The sequence below is a fragment of the Methylocystis sp. MJC1 genome (genome assembly GCF_026427715.1).
GTDB lineage: Bacteria > Pseudomonadota > Alphaproteobacteria > Rhizobiales > Beijerinckiaceae > Methylocystis.
Map to the genome: position 1 here is coordinate 3,458,295 of NZ_CP107558.1, position 17,154 is coordinate 3,475,448.

At 65.2% G+C, this 17,154-nt stretch carries 19 protein-coding genes; 12 read left to right on the top strand and 7 right to left on the bottom strand.

The window, feature by feature from the left end; genetic code table 11:
• Positions 1–35: 35 nt before the first annotated feature.
• Complete coding sequence (locus OGR47_RS16680; RefSeq protein ID WP_165052367.1) at positions 36–173, top strand: hypothetical protein; 138 nt, start codon at positions 36–38, stop codon at positions 171–173.
• Positions 174–248: 75 nt separating this feature from the next.
• Positions 249–1,070: a 3-methyl-2-oxobutanoate hydroxymethyltransferase gene (gene panB, locus OGR47_RS16685; protein WP_165052364.1), complete on the top strand. Its 822-nt coding sequence runs from the start codon at positions 249–251 to the stop codon at positions 1,068–1,070.
• Positions 1,071–1,082: 12 nt separating this feature from the next.
• Here the strand turns inward: panB and OGR47_RS16690 are convergent, their stop codons facing one another.
• Positions 1,083–2,438, bottom strand: coding sequence for a UDP-N-acetylglucosamine-peptide N-acetylglucosaminyltransferase (locus OGR47_RS16690; protein ID WP_246729696.1), 1,356 nt, complete (start codon positions 2,436–2,438; stop codon positions 1,083–1,085).
• Between the two features lie 190 nt (positions 2,439–2,628).
• Between OGR47_RS16690 and hemH the strand changes: the two genes are divergently transcribed.
• The 5 genes from hemH to bioB all read left to right on the top strand — a co-directional run bounded on the left by hemH (position 2,629) and on the right by bioB (position 6,761).
• A complete protein-coding gene (gene hemH, locus OGR47_RS16695; protein ID WP_165052362.1) occupies positions 2,629–3,630 on the top strand; it encodes a ferrochelatase in 1,002 nt (333 codons plus the stop codon).
• Between the two features lie 41 nt (positions 3,631–3,671).
• On the top strand, positions 3,672–3,992 hold the full coding sequence (locus tag OGR47_RS16700; protein WP_165052359.1) for a hypothetical protein: 321 nt from the start codon (positions 3,672–3,674) through the stop codon (positions 3,990–3,992).
• A 78-nt stretch (positions 3,993–4,070) separates the two neighbouring features.
• Positions 4,071–4,970, top strand: a complete 900-nt coding sequence (locus tag OGR47_RS16705) for a retropepsin-like aspartic protease (protein WP_165052357.1) — start codon at positions 4,071–4,073, stop codon at positions 4,968–4,970.
• A 337-nt stretch (positions 4,971–5,307) separates the two neighbouring features.
• On the top strand, positions 5,308–5,799 hold the full coding sequence (locus tag OGR47_RS16710) for a PTS sugar transporter subunit IIA (protein ID WP_165052355.1): 492 nt from the start codon (positions 5,308–5,310) through the stop codon (positions 5,797–5,799).
• Positions 5,796–6,761 carry a biotin synthase BioB gene (gene bioB, locus OGR47_RS16715; protein WP_165052352.1) on the top strand — a complete coding sequence of 322 codons (966 nt, stop codon included), beginning with the start codon at positions 5,796–5,798 and terminating at the stop codon, positions 6,759–6,761. The genes OGR47_RS16710 and bioB overlap by 4 nt, the downstream gene beginning before the upstream one ends.
• On the opposite strand, the gene OGR47_RS16720 is transcribed toward bioB, so the two are convergent.
• Entirely contained in the window at positions 6,739–7,140 is a 402-nt protein-coding gene (locus tag OGR47_RS16720; protein WP_165052350.1) for a hypothetical protein, read from the bottom strand. The two genes, bioB and OGR47_RS16720, sit on opposite strands and share 23 nt — an antisense overlap.
• Before the next feature lie 140 nt (positions 7,141–7,280).
• Between OGR47_RS16720 and OGR47_RS16725 the strand changes: the two genes are divergently transcribed.
• Positions 7,281–8,123, top strand: a complete 843-nt coding sequence (locus OGR47_RS16725; RefSeq protein WP_165052348.1) for a shikimate dehydrogenase — start codon at positions 7,281–7,283, stop codon at positions 8,121–8,123.
• A gap of 100 nt (positions 8,124–8,223) precedes the next feature.
• Here OGR47_RS16725 and OGR47_RS16730 read toward each other — a convergent pair whose 3' ends face one another.
• Positions 8,224–8,712: a phasin family protein gene (locus OGR47_RS16730; protein ID WP_165052346.1), complete on the bottom strand. Its 489-nt coding sequence runs from the start codon at positions 8,710–8,712 to the stop codon at positions 8,224–8,226.
• A gap of 33 nt (positions 8,713–8,745) precedes the next feature.
• The gene (locus OGR47_RS16735; protein ID WP_165052344.1) at positions 8,746–9,105 is read right to left on the bottom strand and encodes a phasin; all 360 of its coding nucleotides are present in this window, start codon (positions 9,103–9,105) and stop codon (positions 8,746–8,748) included.
• 332 nt (positions 9,106–9,437) lie between these two features.
• On the opposite strand from OGR47_RS16735, the gene OGR47_RS16740 reads away from it, so the two are divergent.
• From OGR47_RS16740 to OGR47_RS16755, 4 genes are all read left to right on the top strand, one after another.
• Positions 9,438–12,155, top strand: coding sequence for a sensor histidine kinase (locus OGR47_RS16740; protein ID WP_165052341.1), 2,718 nt, complete (start codon positions 9,438–9,440; stop codon positions 12,153–12,155).
• Between the two features lie 93 nt (positions 12,156–12,248).
• On the top strand, positions 12,249–12,587 hold the full coding sequence (locus OGR47_RS16745; protein ID WP_165052339.1) for a hypothetical protein: 339 nt from the start codon (positions 12,249–12,251) through the stop codon (positions 12,585–12,587).
• A 190-nt stretch (positions 12,588–12,777) separates the two neighbouring features.
• Positions 12,778–13,101 carry a cupredoxin domain-containing protein gene (locus tag OGR47_RS16750; RefSeq protein WP_165052337.1) on the top strand — a complete coding sequence of 108 codons (324 nt, stop codon included), beginning with the start codon at positions 12,778–12,780 and terminating at the stop codon, positions 13,099–13,101.
• Complete coding sequence (locus OGR47_RS16755) at positions 13,101–13,931, top strand: FTR1 family iron permease (RefSeq protein ID WP_165052335.1); 831 nt, start codon at positions 13,101–13,103, stop codon at positions 13,929–13,931. Before OGR47_RS16750 ends, OGR47_RS16755 begins: the two co-directional genes overlap by 1 nt.
• Before the next feature lie 250 nt (positions 13,932–14,181).
• Here OGR47_RS16755 and OGR47_RS16760 read toward each other — a convergent pair whose 3' ends face one another.
• From OGR47_RS16760 to OGR47_RS16770, 3 genes are all read right to left on the bottom strand, one after another.
• Positions 14,182–14,607, bottom strand: a complete 426-nt coding sequence (locus OGR47_RS16760; protein WP_165052333.1) for an Hsp20 family protein — start codon at positions 14,605–14,607, stop codon at positions 14,182–14,184.
• Between the two features lie 169 nt (positions 14,608–14,776).
• Positions 14,777–15,181 carry a hypothetical protein gene (locus OGR47_RS16765; RefSeq protein WP_165052330.1) on the bottom strand — a complete coding sequence of 135 codons (405 nt, stop codon included), beginning with the start codon at positions 15,179–15,181 and terminating at the stop codon, positions 14,777–14,779.
• Positions 15,178–17,043 (bottom strand): methylmalonyl-CoA mutase subunit beta, encoded by a 1,866-nt coding sequence (locus OGR47_RS16770; protein ID WP_165052328.1) that lies wholly within the window; start codon positions 17,041–17,043, stop codon positions 15,178–15,180. Before OGR47_RS16770 ends, OGR47_RS16765 begins: the two co-directional genes overlap by 4 nt.
• Between the last annotated feature and the right edge of the window lie 111 nt (positions 17,044–17,154).

The window sequence follows — 17,154 nt, forward strand, 5'->3', positions numbered from 1 at the left end:
TATGGTCCGCGCGCAACGACAGGGGAGCGAGCGGCATGACAGGCAAAACGGCGTTGGTTTTGGCTCTCTTCGGCCTCTCGCTCGCGCTTTCGGCCTGCGACAAATGCGGCGGCTTTCAGGAAATCCGCGTGCCGAGCCTCCCCCACGCCTGCCGAGACGCCGCCGCGCGCTAAGACCGCATAAACCCAAAAGCGCAGGGCGTTTGGGGTGAGCTTAAGCGCAAGAGATGCGCCAGCCGGAGGCCATGCTTGTCGAAAGCCGATCTCTTTCTCGAAAAGAAACGCCGCGGCGAAAAGCTCGTCGTCGTCACCGCCTATGACGCGCCGACGGCGCGCATCGAGGCGGAAGCGGGCGTCGACATTATCCTCGTCGGCGACAGCGTGGGCGTGAACATCCTCGGCTATGCGCATGAGCGCGAGGTCACGCTCGCGGATATGGCGCATCACATTGCCGCGGTGCGGCGCGGCGCGCCTCAAATCTATGTCATCGGCGATCTGCCTTACGCCACCTATGACACGCCAGAAATGGCGCTCGCGAGCGCGCGCGTGCTGCACGATGCTGGCGCCGATTGCGTGAAATTCGAAGGCGCGCAGCCTGATGTCGTCGCGGCGCTGACGGCGGCGGGTTTCGACGTCTGCGGGCATCTCGGCCTCGAATCCCAGCATCAGGAGATCAAGCGCCGGCAGGGCAAGACCGCCGAGGCCGCTGTCAAGCTCTATGACGATGCGCGCGCCGGCGACGCGGCTGGACAGAAATTCTTGGTGCTGGAGCTGGTGCCGAGCGAGCTTGCGGGAAGCATCACGCGCTCTGTCACCGCCGCGACGATCGGCATCGGCGCAGGGCCGGAGACGGATGGGCAGGTGCTCGTCGTCAATGACCTCGCGGGCGTGACCACGCGTGATTTCAAGCACAATCGCCGCTATGGCGAGGTCGGCGCTGCGCTGCGCGCGGCCGTCGCCGCCTATGCGCGGGATGTGCGCTCGGGCGACTTTCCTGGTTCCGAGCACGCCTTCCAGATGCCCGCCGATGAACGCGTGGCCTTCGAAAAACGGCTACGGGAGCGTTGCTGAAAGCTGGGCCATCTAGGCGATGTCGATGATCCCCGGGGCCACGCCGGATATCTTTCGTCTCCACATTTCTGAGTAAAGCGCCTCGATGCCGCGCGTATAAGAGCCGACGTCGAAGAGCGCCGTTGTGAGACGGTTTTCCGCCAGCTTCGACTTCAACCGGGCAAGGAGCGGCGGGTCGTTGGCGAGGGTTCGCGCAATTTCGACGTAGTCCTCGAAATCAGACGCGATCAGCTCGTGCAGCCCGACGGCGCTGAGAATGCTGCCCGCGACGCGCGAGGCGAAAGTTTCGCCGGGGCATGTGACGACCGGCGCCCCTGACCAAAGAGCGTCGCTCGCCGTCGTATGGGCGCCGAAAGGACTCGTGTCCAGGACAAGGTCGGCGAGCTGCAGGCGGGCCAGATGGTCGCTTTGGCTAAGATGCTCGGCAAAAATCAAGCGCGCCGCGTCAATCCCCCTTTGGCGCATCTCGTTACGCAGATTCCCTTCGGCGGCCTCCGCCCGCAGCAGCCACAGCACGCTGCCCGGCGCATCGTCGAGGAGCCGCGCCCAGAGATCGAAGATGAAGGGCGTCAGCTTATAGGCCTGGTTGAAGCAGCAGAAAACAAAACCCTGCTCGGGGAGCCCGGCGGCGGCCCGCGTCGGCGCGAGCCCGAGTGGCGCGCGCCCGCGCGGCTGGTAGCATTGCGGCATATAGGCGAAGGCTTCGGCGTAATCGGCCGACGCCGCCAACGGCGTCACAAAACGGTCCGTGATGATGTAATCACAGACGCCCTCTCCCATCGTTCCCGGATAGCCAAGATAATTCACTTGCACGGGAGCGGGCCGGAGCATGGTCACACCGGTGCGCGCGCCGCTCGTGAAGCCCTTGAGGTCGACCAGCATGTCGACGCCGTCTGCGTGAATACTTCGCGCGGCGTCGGCGTCGCTCGCCGCCGAAATATCCCGGAAGCCGTCGAAGGCCGCCGTCAGACGCCGCCGCATGCTCCCGCCATCCGCGCGACCGTAGCTGTAGCCGCGAATATCGAAGCGCGCCCGATCGTGGGCCTCGAGCGTCTCGATCAAAAGATGCGCGGTGGCGTGGTCGTGAAAATCGCTGGAAAGATAGCCGATCGTGATTTTTTCGCGGCCCCCCAAATCGAAACGCAGATCCAGACGGCCGCGCTCGATAGCGGCCGCCACCCGTCTTTCCGCGGTCCAACGCTCGGAACAGGCGCGCTGCTCGCGAGCGGTGACGCCCGGCTCCGAGAGAAGAAGAAAGGGAGGGACAAGGCCGTCATCAGGGGCAGCCATCATTGCGCGCATTTTCGGCGCAGCGCCGGCAAAGTCCCCCCATTCGCACATGGCGCGGGCGCGGTGGATGGACCTCATGGCGCCCTTTCGCGGGGAGGAAGCCGAGAACGTCGGGAATGCGACGCAGGGCCCTTACTCCCAGCGAAACTCATGCCGCTATGCGCGCGCGCTGGCGAAGGCGCGGGATTTTCCGCCCCGGCAAAATTCTATATCTAGGCCTTGGTGGCCCTCGCGCCGGTAACGGCGTCCCTCGAATAGCAGGCGAAACATGACCTCTTTGGAGACGCCCGTCGGCCTCCTCATCGTCAATCTCGGCACGCCGGACGCGCCCGACGTCGCCTCCGTGCGGCGCTATCTCGCGCAATTTCTCTCCGATCCCCGCGTGGTCGAACTGCCGCGCTTTTTGTGGCTACCCATCCTGTACGGGATCGTGCTCAACACGCGGCCGAAGAAATCCGCCCACGCCTATGAGACGATCTGGAATCATGACATCGGCGAAGGCCCGCTGAAAACGATCACCCGCCTCCAGGCGGAAAAGCTTGCGGCACTTGGGCTCTCCGGCAAGGCGCCTGTCATCGTGGATTACGCCTTGCGCTACGGCGCGCCGTCGATCGCCACGCAGATCAACGCGCTGATGGCCAAAGGCTGCGCGCGCATCGTTCTTTTGCCGCTCTATCCGCAATACGCCGCCTCGACCAACGCTTCGGTCGCCGACGCCGCCTTCGCCGCCTTGAAGCGCCTGCGCCGCCAGCCGGCGCTGCGCATCGGCGCGCCCTATTACGACGACCCCGCCTATATCGAGGCGCTTGCAGCGCGCATCACGCGCGACCTCTCCGCGCTCGATTTCGAGCCCGAAATAATCGTCGCCTCCTTCCACGGCTTGCCGCAGGCGCAGATCGATCGCGGCGACCCTTACCGTGCGCATTGCGAGGAAACGTGGCGTTTGCTGCGCGCTAAGCTCGGCATGGGGGAAGAGAAGCTGCGCCTCTCCTTCCAATCGCGCTTCGGGCCGGCAAAATGGATCGGCCCCTATACGAGCGAGGTCGTCGAAGAACTCGCGCGCTCGGGCGTCAGGCGCATAGCCATTGTCGCGCCGGGCTTTTCGGCCGATTGCCTGGAGACGATCGAGGAGCTCGGCGTCCAAATTCGCGATCTTTTCCTGGAAAAAGGCGGCGAGAAATTCGCGCGGCTCTCCTGCCTCAACGACAGCGTGGAAGGCATGGCGCTGATCGAAACACTGGCCAAGCGCGAGCTCGCGGGCTGGATTTGAGCCTTCTTGCTGGCGCCGCAATTTTCAGGTCCGATATGCTCATGTCTCTGCCTCGTTTCCTTGCCGTCGCCGCCGCCCTCGCCGTCGCCAGCCCCGCGGCAGCGCAAGAGGGAGCCATCGCGACCGGCGGCCAGGCGATCGGCGCGCTCTTCGAGTCGCTCGGCCTGCGCAAGCCGCCGCCCCCCACCCCGGATTTCGTGCGCCAATCGCGTCCCGAGAAAATGGATTACGCGCCGCTCACGCCGACGCCTGAAAAAGACGGCAAGCAGCGCGCCGCGCAAATGCAGGCGGCAGGCTCCGCGCTGGACCGCTCCGCCGCCGAGGCCCGCCGCCGCGCCGCGCGGGTGAAAGTCCCGAACTAATCTCGGCAGGAGGCGCTCGCAAGGAGGCGCTCGGGAAGCCGCTTGATATTGTCGCCCTAAAAGGGGCCTTATCGGCGCATGAGATATCTTCGCCTCATCGCCCTCGCCCTGTTCGCCACGCCGCTTTGGGCGGAAGGCGCCTGCGCCCAGACCAGCCGCTCCGTCGTTGCTATGACCTTGACGCAAAGCGATTACGGCGGCGGGCGCATCTATCTCCCGATGCGCTTCGGCAATGTCATGGGGACCATACGGCTCGACACCGGCGCCTCGACGACGCGCCTGCGGCTCGCGCCCTGGAACAAGGACTTGCCCGCCTTGTCGCAAAGCCTCTCGGCCGGAGCCACCGGGCAGACGACGCTTTGCGAGGATGTCGAAGCCAAGAATGTCGCGTTGAAGGCCGAGCAGGGCAACGACATCGCGCGAGGGGCGTATGAGGTCTCGCGCTGCGCCGCGAATGACGGCGACGATCTCCTTGGCCTCGATTTCTTCAGGAAGGCGCGTTTCTCGCTCGATTTCCAGCGCAAGGAGATGGTCTTTTTCGGCGAGCCGCTCGCAAGCGGTCACGCCAAGCCGCTGCGGCTCATCGGCCCCGACAAGCGCCTCGTCGGCATAGAGCTGCGCGCGGGCAATGCTGCAACCGTCGGGCTTCTCGACACCGGCGCCGAAATCTGCGCCGTCGATCTCGCCTTCATGAAAAAGAACCGCAAGCTTTTCACGCCCGCGAAGGACAAAGCCAAAGCGAGCGAAGTGGGCGGCAGAAAGTTTTCGTCCCGTCTTTACAAGATCAAGACGCTCGATCTCGGCGACGGGCGGGTGGCGCGTGATCTCTACGCGCTCGTCTATGATTTCGGCCCGCTGCGCGAGGCGCTGGGCCGCGAGACGTCCTTTATCCTCGGCTACAATCTCATCGACCAGTTTACGTGGGAGCTGGATTTCCGCGCGCCCGAGAAGCCGATGTGGGACGCGAAGGGACAATAATACGAGATTCGCTTAATTGGGTTCTGTGTCATTCCCGACGCTCGCGCAGCGAGCGATCGGGAATCCAGAGCAAAACCAGCGCTCTTGTGGCTCTGGATTCCCGGTCGGGCTTTCAGCCCGCCGGGAATGACAAGCGCCCGATGCGAGCTGATCAACCGGAAACGGCATAAGGCGTCAGCTTCGAAAGGAAGCATCGCACAGCTCAAGAACGACGCCGGCAAAGCAAGCCGATGAAAGCGCGCCAGCCCTTGTTCCAGCCGTCAGCCGCCCTTATAGACCACGGGCGGCCAGAATATCGTCAATCGCCCGCCGTCTGCCGGGCCCCAACGGTCATGCCATGCTCGACACTGTGGAAATTGCCCTCTTCGCGGGGCTCGGAGTTCTCTTCGCCATCGGCCTCGGCGTTCTCGCCCGCTGGTCGAAGACGCGACCGGCCCTCCTCGCCGCCTATGCGCTCATCGCCATTTCTTTCTTTTACGTCGGTTTCGCGATCCGCGCGGAGAACTCCGACACTTGGACCGGCTTCGAGATGACCGCCGTCGCCTTCTTCGGCACGCTCGCCGGTCTGTCGATCATCGGCTCGCCGTGGTTCGTGACCGTGGGCTTTGCGCTGCACGCCGCCTGGACGCTTTATGAGCATTACTTCGGCTCGGGCTCGGCTTTCGCGCCGGCGCCTTTCGTTGTGGCCAACGCCGGCTTCGACGTCGTCGCAGCGCTCTATCTGGCCTTCATGACCCTCAAGGCCAAAGTCGCCAAGGAGCCGGAGTCCGCCGCGCCCGAGCGCAAGCTCGCCGCCCGCTCGCAAAACCGCAAGGGAGCCGCTAAGTGAACGCCGTGGGGCCTGCTGATTTCGACATCCGCCACGACTGGACCATCGACGAGATCGTCGCGATCCATAATCTGCCGCTGCTCGATCTGATCGCCCAGGCCAACGCGGTCCATCGTCGCTACCACGACGTCAACGACATTCAGAAGTCGGCGCTGCTGTCGATCAAGACCGGCGGCTGCCCGGAAGATTGCTCCTATTGCCCGCAATCGGCGCATCACCGCGAAGTGAAGCTCGACCGTGTCGATCTCCTCTCGACGGACGACGTGCTCGCCGCAGCGAAGTCGGCCAAGGAGGCCGGCGCCGACCGCTTCTGCATGGGCGCCGCCTGGCGCTCGGCGCCCAAGGACAAGCGCTTCGACGCGGTGGTCGACATGGTGCGCGGCGTGCAGGAGCTCGGCATGGAGGCATGCGTCACGCTCGGCATGATCGACGCGCCCCAGGCGCAGCGCCTCGTCGAGGCGGGGCTCACGGCCTACAATCACAATCTCGACACCGGGCCCGAATTCTACGGCGACATCATCACCACCCGCACCTATCAGGACCGCCTCGATACGCTGAAGGCGGTGCGCGGCGCCGGGCTGGAGATGTGCTGCGGCGGCATCATCGGCATGGGCGAGAGCGTGCGCGACCGCGCCGGCATGCTGCAGGTGCTCGCGGGCTTTGATCCGCATCCCGAAAGCGTGCCGATCAATACGCTCGTCGCCGTCGAGGGCACGCCACTCGCCGAGCGCGACAAGGTCGACCCGCTGGATCTCGTGCGCATGATCGCGACGACGCGGATCGTCATGCCCAAAGCCCGCGTGCGTCTGTCGGCGGGCCGCTCTTTCCTCACCCGCGAGGCGCAGATCCTCTGCCTGGTGGCGGGCGCCAATTCGATCTTCTACGGCGAGAAGCTGCTGACGACCGGCAACAAGGACGTGAACGAGGACGACGCGCTCTTTAGCGCTCTCGCGCCACGCTGAAATCGAGCTTGCGCCCCGCCGGCTCGCGGCGGGGGAAATTATTGGGGTCCAATCCCGCAATTTCCGCCGCGTTGAGAAAGAGAGGCTCGAGCAGATCGCGCTCGGCCTCTTCCAATAGGCCGCCGCCAGTCTCCTGGTCGATCCTTTCGAGGTCGTCGAAGAGGCTCGCGAGCGCCTTCACGATTTTTTCCTCCTCCGCCGCCGCAGGAAGCGCCTTCAGCGCCTGGAAATACGCCCGGATGCGCGCGTCGATTCGATCGGTCGCCTCTCGCGTCGCTCCTGCAACTGCGCTCTCGCGGCAGCGCTCCCAATGCGCGGTGATGGATGGTTCCGCATCTTCCAAAAGTGCGCTTAGCCGTCTGTTCCTTGTAAAAGTCATCTAGCCTTCCCTGCCGGCGCCCGGGCGCCCGCTCGAACGTCAATGGTTCGCATAATTCAGGATCGGCAGAAAGCGCGCTTGACTGGCAGGCCCTAACGGGGGATTCGATCGCTCCCGTTTCGGGCCGCTCGGGAGAAGAAATGTCGAACCATCACCGCTTCATTCTCGCGGGCGTCATGGGCTGGCCCATAGGCCATTCGCGCAGCCCCAAGATCCACAATCATTGGTTCGCGCAATATGGCGTCGAGGGCGCTTATGTCCCCCTGAAGGTGGAGCCGGCCAGGCTCGAGACAGCGCTGCGCGCGCTGCCGGCGCTGGGGTTTTCGGGCTGCAATCTCACGATCCCGCATAAGGAAGCTGCGCTGGCCGTCCTCGATCGGGTCGAGGCGACTGCAGCGCGCATCGGCGCGGTCAACTGCGTGGTGGTGGAGCCCGACGGCGCGCTCACCGGCAAGAATTACGACGGCTATGGCTTCGTCGCGTCGCTTTATGAAGCCGCGCCGATGTGGCAAGCCGCGAGCGGGCCCTCCATTGTCATCGGCGCGGGCGGCGCCGCAAGAGCGATCGTCTCGGGGCTGATCGACGCGGGCGCGAGCGAAATCCGCCTCTTCAATCGCACGCGGGCGCGCGCGGAGAAAATCGCCGCGGACTTTGGCGCGCCCGTTGCGGCCTATCCCTGGGAGGAACGCCATGAGGCGCTTGCGGGCGCCGGGCTCCTCGTCAACGCCACGAGCCAGGGCATGATCGGCCAGGAGCCGCTCGACCTTTCGCTTGGCGCTCTGCCCACGACCGCGCTGGTCGCAGATATCGTCTACGCCCCGCTGGAGACGCCGCTGCTCGCCGCCGCGCGACGCATGGGCGCGACGCCGGTCGACGGCCTCGGCATGTTGCTGCATCAGGCGCGACCGGCCTTCCGCGATTGGACCGGAACCATGCCGAACGTCACGCCGGCGCTGCGCGCCCTCATCGCCGCGACGCTGTAGAATAAGCCCGTCATTGCGAGCGAAGCGAAGCAATCCAGGGCGGCGGTAGCGCTGGATTGCTTCGTCGCTCCGCTCCTCGCAATGACGAGGTAACGCTGCCTTAAGCGGCCTTTTTCGAAGCGTCGCAAAGCGGCGCAGCAGTCAGGGTCGTCAAGCCTCTCGCAAATTCCATCAGCTCCGTGGACTGGCGGATGAAGGCCTCGAAGCGCTCGCTCGCGAAGCGCGTCTGGAGGTCGACGACCTCCTCGAAGCTTTTCGCCTTGGCGATTCCTTCGGCTAACCCAAGGAAAGCGGCCGCGTTTTCCGACCAGAGCTCCAAGGATCTTTTCGACCAAAGGGCCGTGTCGAACTCGAAGGAGGCAGAGAAGCTTTCTTGCGCCGGCTCGATCGCCTCCTCGATGACGGCGAGGGGCGCGACGACGGCGCTCGCGACGCCCTCGTTCAACGGCGCCGGAGCCGCGGCTTCGTCAGCGTGAGCGTCGAGCGTCGCCGGCACAGGCGCCGGGGCCGGCGCGGGGACCTCGGCAGGGGTTTCCTGCCCAGCGCCGGGGGTGCCGCTGTGCTGATCAGCTTTGCCTTGCTTCGCCATGATACCGCTCCTTCGAGTGTTCGAACCGATGGGTCAGGACTTGAGCGTCGTGGACCGTTGAATGGCGGCGCCCAGTTCCTTCGTCTGCTCCTGGATCGTCGCAAGCTGCGATTTCACATATTCCGCCTGGAGCTGGAAAACCTCCTGCGGATCCTTCGCCTTCACGAGCTTCTGCGCGAGGTCGAAGGCGGCGTTGACGTTAGCTTCCGCAAAAGACAGCGCCTTGACGCCGACGTCCTTGGCGCCCGGCGGCACGATCGGCAGTTCGTTCGTCGAGCTCAGCGCCTTATGGGCCGCGCCGGCGAACCCCTCGAAGGCCTTACGCGCCTGTTCGACGCTCTTCTCCGCGAAATCACGAACTTCATTTGGAACCTGATAGATCGGGTCAACCATGGACATCTCCCTTTTGGAACGCCGCGCGGAGCTTTTCCGCGTTCGCGGCGCTTGTCGCCTATCGGCTGTAACGTCGATTGGTAACGAAACAATGCCCGAAACTTTGCTGCAACGCAAACAAAATTGTGCGTCGCACAATGCTCCACGTTCTACACAAGGCTTTGCACAGAAATGCGCTGGAATTCGGGTGAATTCCAATAGACGCGGCCCTCGCCGTACGATTAAGTTTGCGTTAACGCCCGAGCCTGGGCGCCCCTTTGAAAGGGATTAAGTCAATCCCCGGGGCGCTACGGCGGCGAGGCGGCGTCTCCGTCGCAAGGGCGGTTTGTGTCATGAGCGTTTCGCAGGTCGAGGTCGAAGGGGGCAGTTTTGCCGCCAGCCGCATCGCGGCCGATCCTGCATTTTCGGCGCTCGACGCTTCGGGGGCGCCAATTGTTGCGGCTTGCGGCGATCCGTTAGAAATCATTCATCTAAACGATTCCGCCCGCGCGGTTTTCGGCGCGGATGCCGACGCCGTGGCCAAGCGCCTCTTTTTCAGCGACGCCCCCGGCGCGAAGCGACTTGTCGAGCTGGTGGAATCGGTCCGGCACGGCGCCGCGCTGCGGCTCGAGCGCCTGCATTTTGACCTCGCGGATGCGCCTCAAACCATCACCATCCTCTGCCGCAAATTGGCGGAGGGTGACGCGCGCGCCTGTTTCGTCATTGCAGCGCTGGGCGTGCGCCCGGCGACGGCGAAAGCGACTCGGGAGCGGTCCGAGCCGGACGCCACGACCGAAACTGCGGCGATCGCGCAGGCTGCGAAGTCTGTCGACGCGCCACCTCCCGTTGCGCGACAGGATCAAGCCGCGACGCGGGAAATGCTTGTGGCCCGACATGGGCCCCGCGCCCGCTTCCTCTGGAAAACCGACGCCGCCGGCCGTTTCACCGATGTGACGCAGACGCTCGCTGACGTCGTGGGCGTCGAGAACGCCGACATATTGGGCCGCGCCGTCGAGGAGATTGCGGCCGATTTCTCCCTCGGCCCGGCGCTCGCGACGGCGATCGCCACTCGGAAAAGCTGGGGCGGCGTAGACGTAAATTGGCCGCTCGACGGGTGCTCGGCGCACGCGCCCGCGACGCTTGGCGCGCTGCCGATTATGGACGCCGATCGCCGTTTCGCGGGCTTTCAGGGCTATGGCGTCTTGCATCTTACCCGCGCCTTCGTCTCGGAGCCTCCCATGGAGAAAGAGGAGAGCCCCGCCGCGCCCCCTGAGCCTTTGCCGCCCCCGGCGCTCGAGGCTTACCCCGCGGCGAATGTCGTTCCTTTGCGCCCCGTAGCCCCTCGGCAAGAACCGGAGCACCGGGTTTCGCCCGTCTCGGAGAAAGACGCGCTGACGTCTTCCGAACGCATGAATTTCGAGGAGATTGCCCGCGCCTTGCGCGCTGGCGATCTTCCCCTGATGAACTCGGGCGAAGAAGCGTCCGCAGAGGGCACGGAAGCTATGGACGCGCCGTCCGCCGACTCCGGACTCGACGCCATTGCGGCGGAGCTTCAGCGGATCGAGAAAAGCGCGTCGGAACCCGCTCCCGCTCAACCTTCTGTTGATCAGGCGCCCGCGCTGCCGGCGGCGGATGTTCTCGATTGCCTGCCTGTGGGCGTGTTGATTGCGCGGGGGGCGCAGACGCTTTTCGCCAACCGCACGCTGCTCGACTATCTGGGCTACAAGGACGCTGCGGCTTTCGAAGCCGACGGCGGGCTCGCGCGCATGTTTTTCGGCCGGCCTCCGGCCAATCCCGGCGCGCGCGCCGCCGCCGTGCAGTCGAGCGAGGGAGAAACCCTCGACGTCGACGTGCACCTCCAATCCGTCGAGTGGGACGGCGCGCCGGCGACGCTCGTCACCCTGCGCCGCAATCGCAACCGCCTGCCTGGCCCCGAGGAAAGCGCATTGGGGCTTGCGCGCGAGCGTGAAGAAAAGCTTGCCCGCCTGCAGACGGACAACAGCCAGTTGCGCGCCATTCTCGAGGCGAGCGGCGTCGCGGTCGCCGTCCTGGGCGATGACGCCCGCATCGAGAACGCCACGGGCGGTTTCGCGACGCATTTCAACACCGAGAACCGCGCCTTGGAAGGCCTGCCCCTGGCCTCGCTGTTTGCGCTGGAAGAGACGCGGGCGCTCGCGGCAAGGCTGATTCGCGCCACCGAGACCGGCGAAACGCTGCGCCTGACGGCGCGGGTCGGCGCCAAGAGCTTCGAGGCGTCCTGCCGCCGTCTCGGCCCGGCGCGCAAGCTTTGCTTCACCCTGCGGGAGCCTAGCTCACAGATCCGCAATATCGAGCTGGAAGCCGCCCGCGACGCGGCGGAACAGGCGAGCGCGGCGAAATCCGATTTCCTCGCGCGCGTCAGCCATGAAATCCGCACGCCGCTCAACGCCATCATCGGATTCGCCGAAGTGATGATGGAAGAACGCTTCGGCCCGATCGGCTCGGTGCGATACAAGGAATATCTCAAAGACGTGCACGCCTCGGGCGCGCATGTGCTCTCGCTCGTCAACGACCTCCTCGACCTCTCCAAGATCGAGGCCGGCAAGATGGAGCTCGAATTCGACCGAGTGGACGCCAACGCCGTTATCTCGGAATGCGCCTCCATCATGCAGACGCAGGCCAATCAGGCGCGCGTCGTCATGCGCCTCTCGCTTGCGCCGCGGCTGCCGCCGATCCGCGCCGACAGGCGCTCTCTCAAGCAGATCCTGCTGAATCTTCTGTCCAATGCGATGAAGTTCAATGAAGCGGGCGGCCAGGTGATCGTCTCTTCCGCGCTCACCGACGCCGGCTATGTCGTCATCCGTGTCAAAGACACCGGCATCGGCATGTCGGACGACGAAGTGCAGATCGCGCTCGAGCCTTTCAAGCAGATCTTGACCGCCCCTAAGAGGCCGGGGACCGGACTCGGCCTGCCGCTCACCAAGGCGCTGATCGAAGCGAACAACGCCTCCTTCACCATCCAGAGCCGCAAGAACGAAGGCACGCTGATCGAGGTCGCCTTCCCGCCCCCGCAGGTGCTCGCGGCGGAGTGAGAAGCCGCAAGAGGGCGCCGCAGCCATTGCCGAGCGCTGGGTCGGGGCTTTAAAGACTTGGCGCGCAAAACCTATCCGATTCGGAGGAGAGACATGCGCCTTTCGGCTTTCCTTGCCGCCGGCCTGACAGCAACGGCTTTGGCCGGTTGCAACGCCCCACGCCAGAGTCAGCCCGTCATCGACCCACCGCGGCAGAACGTCACGCCTTCGACCTTTCAGGTGCCGGAAGGCTCAGGCTGCTCCGGCGCCGTGTCGCGCTACAAGGCGGTGATCGACAACGATCTCTCCATGGGCCACGTCAATCAGGGCGTCTATGGCCAGATCCAGGGAGAAATCTCCGAAGCCGCCGCCGCCTGTTCGTCCGGACAAGACGCCAAGGCGATCTCGCTCGTGCGCGCCTCCAAGGCCCGCCATGGCTATCCTGGCGGATAAATAATTGAAAAACATATAGTTTTACATTATGCTGCGCCAGCCGCGGCAAGATGCGTGAGAAAAGCGACAGTAGCGCGTAAGAAAAACGTCAACTCAGTAGTCTGGAAAAAATCCAGACTATCCCCTTTGACGGCCGCGCTGCTGGTCCCTACGTTGCTTGTGGTAAGTATTCGGCCAGGAAGCGACGCACATGAACAGGATAGCGACGGCGTTTTTGATTTTCATCACGGGTTTTGCGGGCGCGGCTTCCGCCGAGACCTATACGCTCACGATCAAGGACCATAAGTTCGATCCTGCCGAGCTGAAAATCCCCGCCGACAAGCCCGCGACGCTCGTCGTCAAAAACCTCGATGGCACGCCGGAGGAATTCGAGTCGAAGCCGCTGCGCATCGAGAAGGTCGTTCCGGCCAACAGCGAGGCGACCTTCCAGATCCGGGCGCTGAAAGCCGGCCGCTATAAATTCTTCGGCGAATTCCACGAGGACACCGCCAAGGGCGAGGTGGTTGTCGAATAATGCTCGGCGCGCTCATCATCGTCTTTCGCGAGGCCATCGAAGCGGGCCTCATCATCGGCATCGTCGCGGCGGTGACGCAGGGCGTCGACGGCTCGCGGCGGTTCATCGCAGGCGGAGCCGGCGCGGGCGTATTGGGCGCCCTGATTGTCGCCGTCTTTGCCGAACAGCTGTCGCGCGCTTTTGAGGGCAGCGGGCAGGAATTGTTCAACGCCGGCGTGCTGATCCTCGCGGTGGCGATGCTCGCCTGGCACAATGTCTGGATGGCCAAGCACGGCAAGGAGCTGGCGCAGGAGCTCTCCGCCGTCGGCAAGGCGGTGGCGCGGGGCGACCGCACGCTGTTCGCGCTCGCGACCGTCGTCGGCCTCGCCGTGCTGCGCGAGGGTTCGGAGGTCGCGCTCTTCCTCTATGGCGTGCTCGCCTCGGGCGAATCGGGCACGAGCGTGCTGATCGGCGGCCTCGGCGGCCTGGCGCTCGGCGCCTTGACCAGCTTCGCGACCTTCTTTGGCCTCGTCTCCATTCCGCCCAAAAAGCTCTTCGCTGTGACGACCGCGATGATCACGCTGCTCGCCGCCGGCCTCGCCGCTCAGGCGGTGGCCTTTCTCCAGCAATCGGGGACGATCACGGCGCTCACCGATACGGTGTGGGACACCTCCTGGATTCTCTCCGACAAAAGCATCCCCGGCCGCGTGCTGCATACGCTCATCGGCTATGCCGATCAGCCGTCGCAAATGCAGGTGGTCGTCTATGTGCTGACGATCGTGGCGATCATGGCGGCGACAAAGCTGACCACGATGGGCGCGCAGCCGCCCACGCCTGCGCCAGCGGAGTGATTGAGTGTTTCTTGGTGATGGGGTGACGATCTCGCGTCGTTAGCCCCAATACCTCCCCTTTACGGGGAGGTCGGCGGCCAAAGGCCGCCGGGTGGGGCTCGCGCCGCTACGACGTTGGTGGGGCTTTACCCCACTCGACCCCGCTTCGCGGGATCACCCTCCCCGTAAAGGGGAGGGATGGGCTCACGCTCGAGACTGTCGCGGACGAACAGTCCTGCGAGGCAGAGAGGCCCCGCGACAAAAGCGAACCTCAATCCCGCGCGGTAATATCAATCTTCTTGATCACCCGCGCCGGCTCCGGCCGCACGAGATCGACCGACAAAAGCCCGTTCACCAGATCGGCGCCGAGCACCTGCATGCCGTCGGCGAGCAGGAAAGCGCGCTGGAATTGCCGGGCGGCGATGCCGCGATGCAGAAAGTGGCGCTCGCGGTCGTCGACCTGACGACCGCGGATGACAAGCTGGTTTTCCTCAAGCGAAACATCGAGCTGGTCGCGGGTGAAGCCCGCCACGGCCAAGGTGATGCGCAGCCGCTCAGGCTCATTTTCGCTGCGCGGGATGCGCTCGATATTATAGGGAGGATAGCCGTCCGTGCCGCTCCGGGCGACGCGATCGAGCGCCCGTTCGATTTCGTCGAAGCCGAGCAGAAACGGCGAGTTGAGCGGCGGACGCGACATATGCGGAAGCCCTTCTGGCGCCTCGATATTGCGGAACCCGAACGGCGTCCCGCGCGGCCCAATTTATGGCCGAGCGGCGCGGCGCGATCAAGAGCGGGCTAAACCCAAAAGGCGCCGCGCCCCGGCCACTGGCGCGAGGTTCTTCGCAAGCCCAAGCGTCGATCAGGAACTACTGCTGCTCGCCGCGCCACGCGCCGCCGCACATATCGGTCGACGACGACCAGGCGCCCGAGGCCTTGCCGCCTCTCACCAATCCGTGAAAGCGGGCGACATGCTCGCCCTGCCCGGTGAAGCGCGCGACGATGTTCCCGTCCTCGTCGACATAGCCCCAGGCCGAGACGCTGGCCCCGGACGCGCTCGCAACCTTGTTGTCTGCAACTGTGAGGCTCGTCGGGATCAGCGCCGGGCAGTCGCCGACGCGCGTCGTTGCCTCGATGGCCCAGGAGCCGTTGGGATCGCGGGGGCTCGCCGCCGCCGCGATTTTCTGCTCCCCCTCCTTGCGGTGCTTATAGGACTTCGCCACCGCGCCGCTCGCCACGAGCGACGCCGCCACCGCAATAGCCCAAAACCTCATTTAGCCTCCTCGAGCGCCCGCTGCAGAACGTCATACATGTCGCAGCCGACATAGATGAACTCTGTGACGCCCGAATTGCGAAGCTTTTGCTCCATCTCGCCGGGCCGTCCGGCGGAATAGAGCTTGGCGCCCGCCGCCTTCAGGGCGGTGGCGGCCGGCTCGGCGGCGTCTGCGTAAATCTTGTCGGACGAGCACAGGCAAGCGAGTTTTGCGCCAGACGCGCGGAAGGCGTCGACCACACCGGCCGCCGATTCCGTCTCCGGGCCAAAAACCGCTTCAATGCCGCCGGCTTCGAAGAAATTCTTGGCGTAATTCGCGCGCGCCGTGAAGGCCGCGACCGAGCCGAGATTGGCCAGGAAGACCTTCGGACGGCTGCCTGTCTTTTCAGCAAAAGCATCAGAATTATCGCGCAGCCGCTCGAAGGGCTCGGCAAGGCGATGCGGGGCGAGCGGGGCGCTCTTCAGCGCCCCGGCCGGCGCATCGGCGCCGAGCCGCGAGGCGTCGTAAGGCGCGGCGATGTCGAGCGCCTTCTCGTGAATATCCGGGAATTCGTTGGCGCCGATCACCTTCTCGCGGGAACGTGCGACTTTCTTGGCGCGCTCGCCTGCCGTCGCGGCGACGCGGCCCTGGAAGGCGCCCTTCTCCAGCGCCGCGGCGAGGCCGCCCTCGGCCTCGATCTCCTGGAAAGCCGCCCAGGCGCGTTCGCAGATCTCCTGCGTCAGCGCCTCGAAGCCGCCGGCGCCGCTCGTCGGATCGTCGACGACGTCGATATGGGACTCGTCCTGCAGCACGAGCTGGGTGTCGCGGGCGAGGCGGCGCGCGAAACCATCCGCCGCGCCGAAGGCCTGGGTGAAAGGCAGGACGGTGATCGTGTCGGCGCCGCCGATCGCGGCGGAGAAGGTCGCGAGCGTGCCGCGCAGAATGTTATTCCACGGGTCGCGGCGCGACATCATGCGCCAGGCGGTCTCCGCGAAAATCAGGACGGGTTTCGGCGCGAGGCCGCAGGCTTCCTCGATCCGCGCCCAGAGACGGCGCGCGGCGCGGAATTTCGCGACGCCCAGGAATTCGTCGGCGTCGGCGGCAAAGCGCAGGGCGATCAGCGAACGGGCAGTCTCGATGTCGAGGCCGTTGTCGGTGAGCGCCCGCAGATAGGCGACGCCGGCCGAGAGCGCGAAAGCCAGCTCCTGCGTTTCAGAACCGCCCGCCGCATGGATCGCGCGGGCGTCGGCGACGACGGCGCCATTGGCGAAGCCGGCCTTGGCAATGGTCTTGGCGGCTTCGGCGAAGGTCTTGGCGCCCTCGCGCCACGGAGCCGGCGCAAAGCCGTGCAGCGCCTGCAGCCCCAAGGGATCGAGGCCGAAGGAGATGCGGGTGATCGACGGCTCGATATGATGGCTGTCGACATAACGCATGACCGCGCCCACCGCGTTCGGCGCGCGGGGCGAGGCCTCGATGAGGACGGGGACGCCATAGTCGAGGCGGATATTGGCGAGCAGATGCGCGATCGTCTCGTCGCTGTCATTGGTCAGACCCGCGCCATAGGCGCCTTGCGAGCCGGCGAAGACGATATGCAGGCCATCGGCGCCGCCTTCGAGATCTTCGAGAGCGAATTTATTCGCCGCGTCGGCGTCGGCGAGATCGACGCGCCCGAGGATCGACCAGCGGCCGGGCGTCCTGCGCAGCGCGCGCGGGCTCTGCGTCGTCGCGCGGGCGTAGAGCGGCGCAATGGCGACGCCGTCATAAGTCTTGGAAATAAGGGAATCGAAGGAGCCGCCTTTCAGCGCCTTATCGACGAGTCTGCGCCACTGCTCCTCGTTCGGCTGTGGAAAAACCCCGGCGATGGCTGTCTCATTGGCGCTCATTTTGGTCTTGACCCCTCTGTTTTGGGGCCTTTTGCCATGAAGAGCGGTCTTGGGGAAGCGGGCCCGTTGCTCGGTCAGGTTGGGCCGGGCTTTATTTTCGCGTCCAAAACC

Excerpts from the sequence above, each read along its gene's own strand:
- OGR47_RS16680 (WP_165052367.1), top strand. The coding sequence starts at position 36 with ATGACAGGCAAAACGGCGTTGGTTTTGGCTCTCTTCGGCCTCTCGCTC.
- OGR47_RS16690 (WP_246729696.1), bottom strand. The coding sequence starts at position 2,438 with ATGAGGTCCATCCACCGCGCCCGCGCCATGTGCGAATGGGGGGACTTT.
- hemH (WP_165052362.1), top strand. The coding sequence starts at position 2,629 with ATGACCTCTTTGGAGACGCCCGTCGGCCTCCTCATCGTCAATCTCGGC.
- OGR47_RS16700 (WP_165052359.1), top strand. The coding sequence starts at position 3,672 with ATGTCTCTGCCTCGTTTCCTTGCCGTCGCCGCCGCCCTCGCCGTCGCC.
- OGR47_RS16705 (WP_165052357.1), top strand. The coding sequence starts at position 4,071 with ATGAGATATCTTCGCCTCATCGCCCTCGCCCTGTTCGCCACGCCGCTT.
- OGR47_RS16710 (WP_165052355.1), top strand. The coding sequence starts at position 5,308 with ATGCTCGACACTGTGGAAATTGCCCTCTTCGCGGGGCTCGGAGTTCTC.
- OGR47_RS16720 (WP_165052350.1), bottom strand. The coding sequence starts at position 7,140 with ATGACTTTTACAAGGAACAGACGGCTAAGCGCACTTTTGGAAGATGCG.
- OGR47_RS16725 (WP_165052348.1), top strand. The coding sequence starts at position 7,281 with ATGTCGAACCATCACCGCTTCATTCTCGCGGGCGTCATGGGCTGGCCC.
- OGR47_RS16730 (WP_165052346.1), bottom strand. The coding sequence starts at position 8,712 with ATGGCGAAGCAAGGCAAAGCTGATCAGCACAGCGGCACCCCCGGCGCT.
- OGR47_RS16735 (WP_165052344.1), bottom strand. The coding sequence starts at position 9,105 with ATGGTTGACCCGATCTATCAGGTTCCAAATGAAGTTCGTGATTTCGCG.
- OGR47_RS16740 (WP_165052341.1), top strand. The coding sequence starts at position 9,438 with ATGAGCGTTTCGCAGGTCGAGGTCGAAGGGGGCAGTTTTGCCGCCAGC.
- OGR47_RS16745 (WP_165052339.1), top strand. The coding sequence starts at position 12,249 with ATGCGCCTTTCGGCTTTCCTTGCCGCCGGCCTGACAGCAACGGCTTTG.
- OGR47_RS16750 (WP_165052337.1), top strand. The coding sequence starts at position 12,778 with ATGAACAGGATAGCGACGGCGTTTTTGATTTTCATCACGGGTTTTGCG.
- OGR47_RS16755 (WP_165052335.1), top strand. The coding sequence starts at position 13,101 with ATGCTCGGCGCGCTCATCATCGTCTTTCGCGAGGCCATCGAAGCGGGC.
- OGR47_RS16760 (WP_165052333.1), bottom strand. The coding sequence starts at position 14,607 with ATGTCGCGTCCGCCGCTCAACTCGCCGTTTCTGCTCGGCTTCGACGAA.
- OGR47_RS16765 (WP_165052330.1), bottom strand. The coding sequence starts at position 15,181 with ATGAGGTTTTGGGCTATTGCGGTGGCGGCGTCGCTCGTGGCGAGCGGC.
- OGR47_RS16770 (WP_165052328.1), bottom strand. The coding sequence starts at position 17,043 with ATGAGCGCCAATGAGACAGCCATCGCCGGGGTTTTTCCACAGCCGAAC.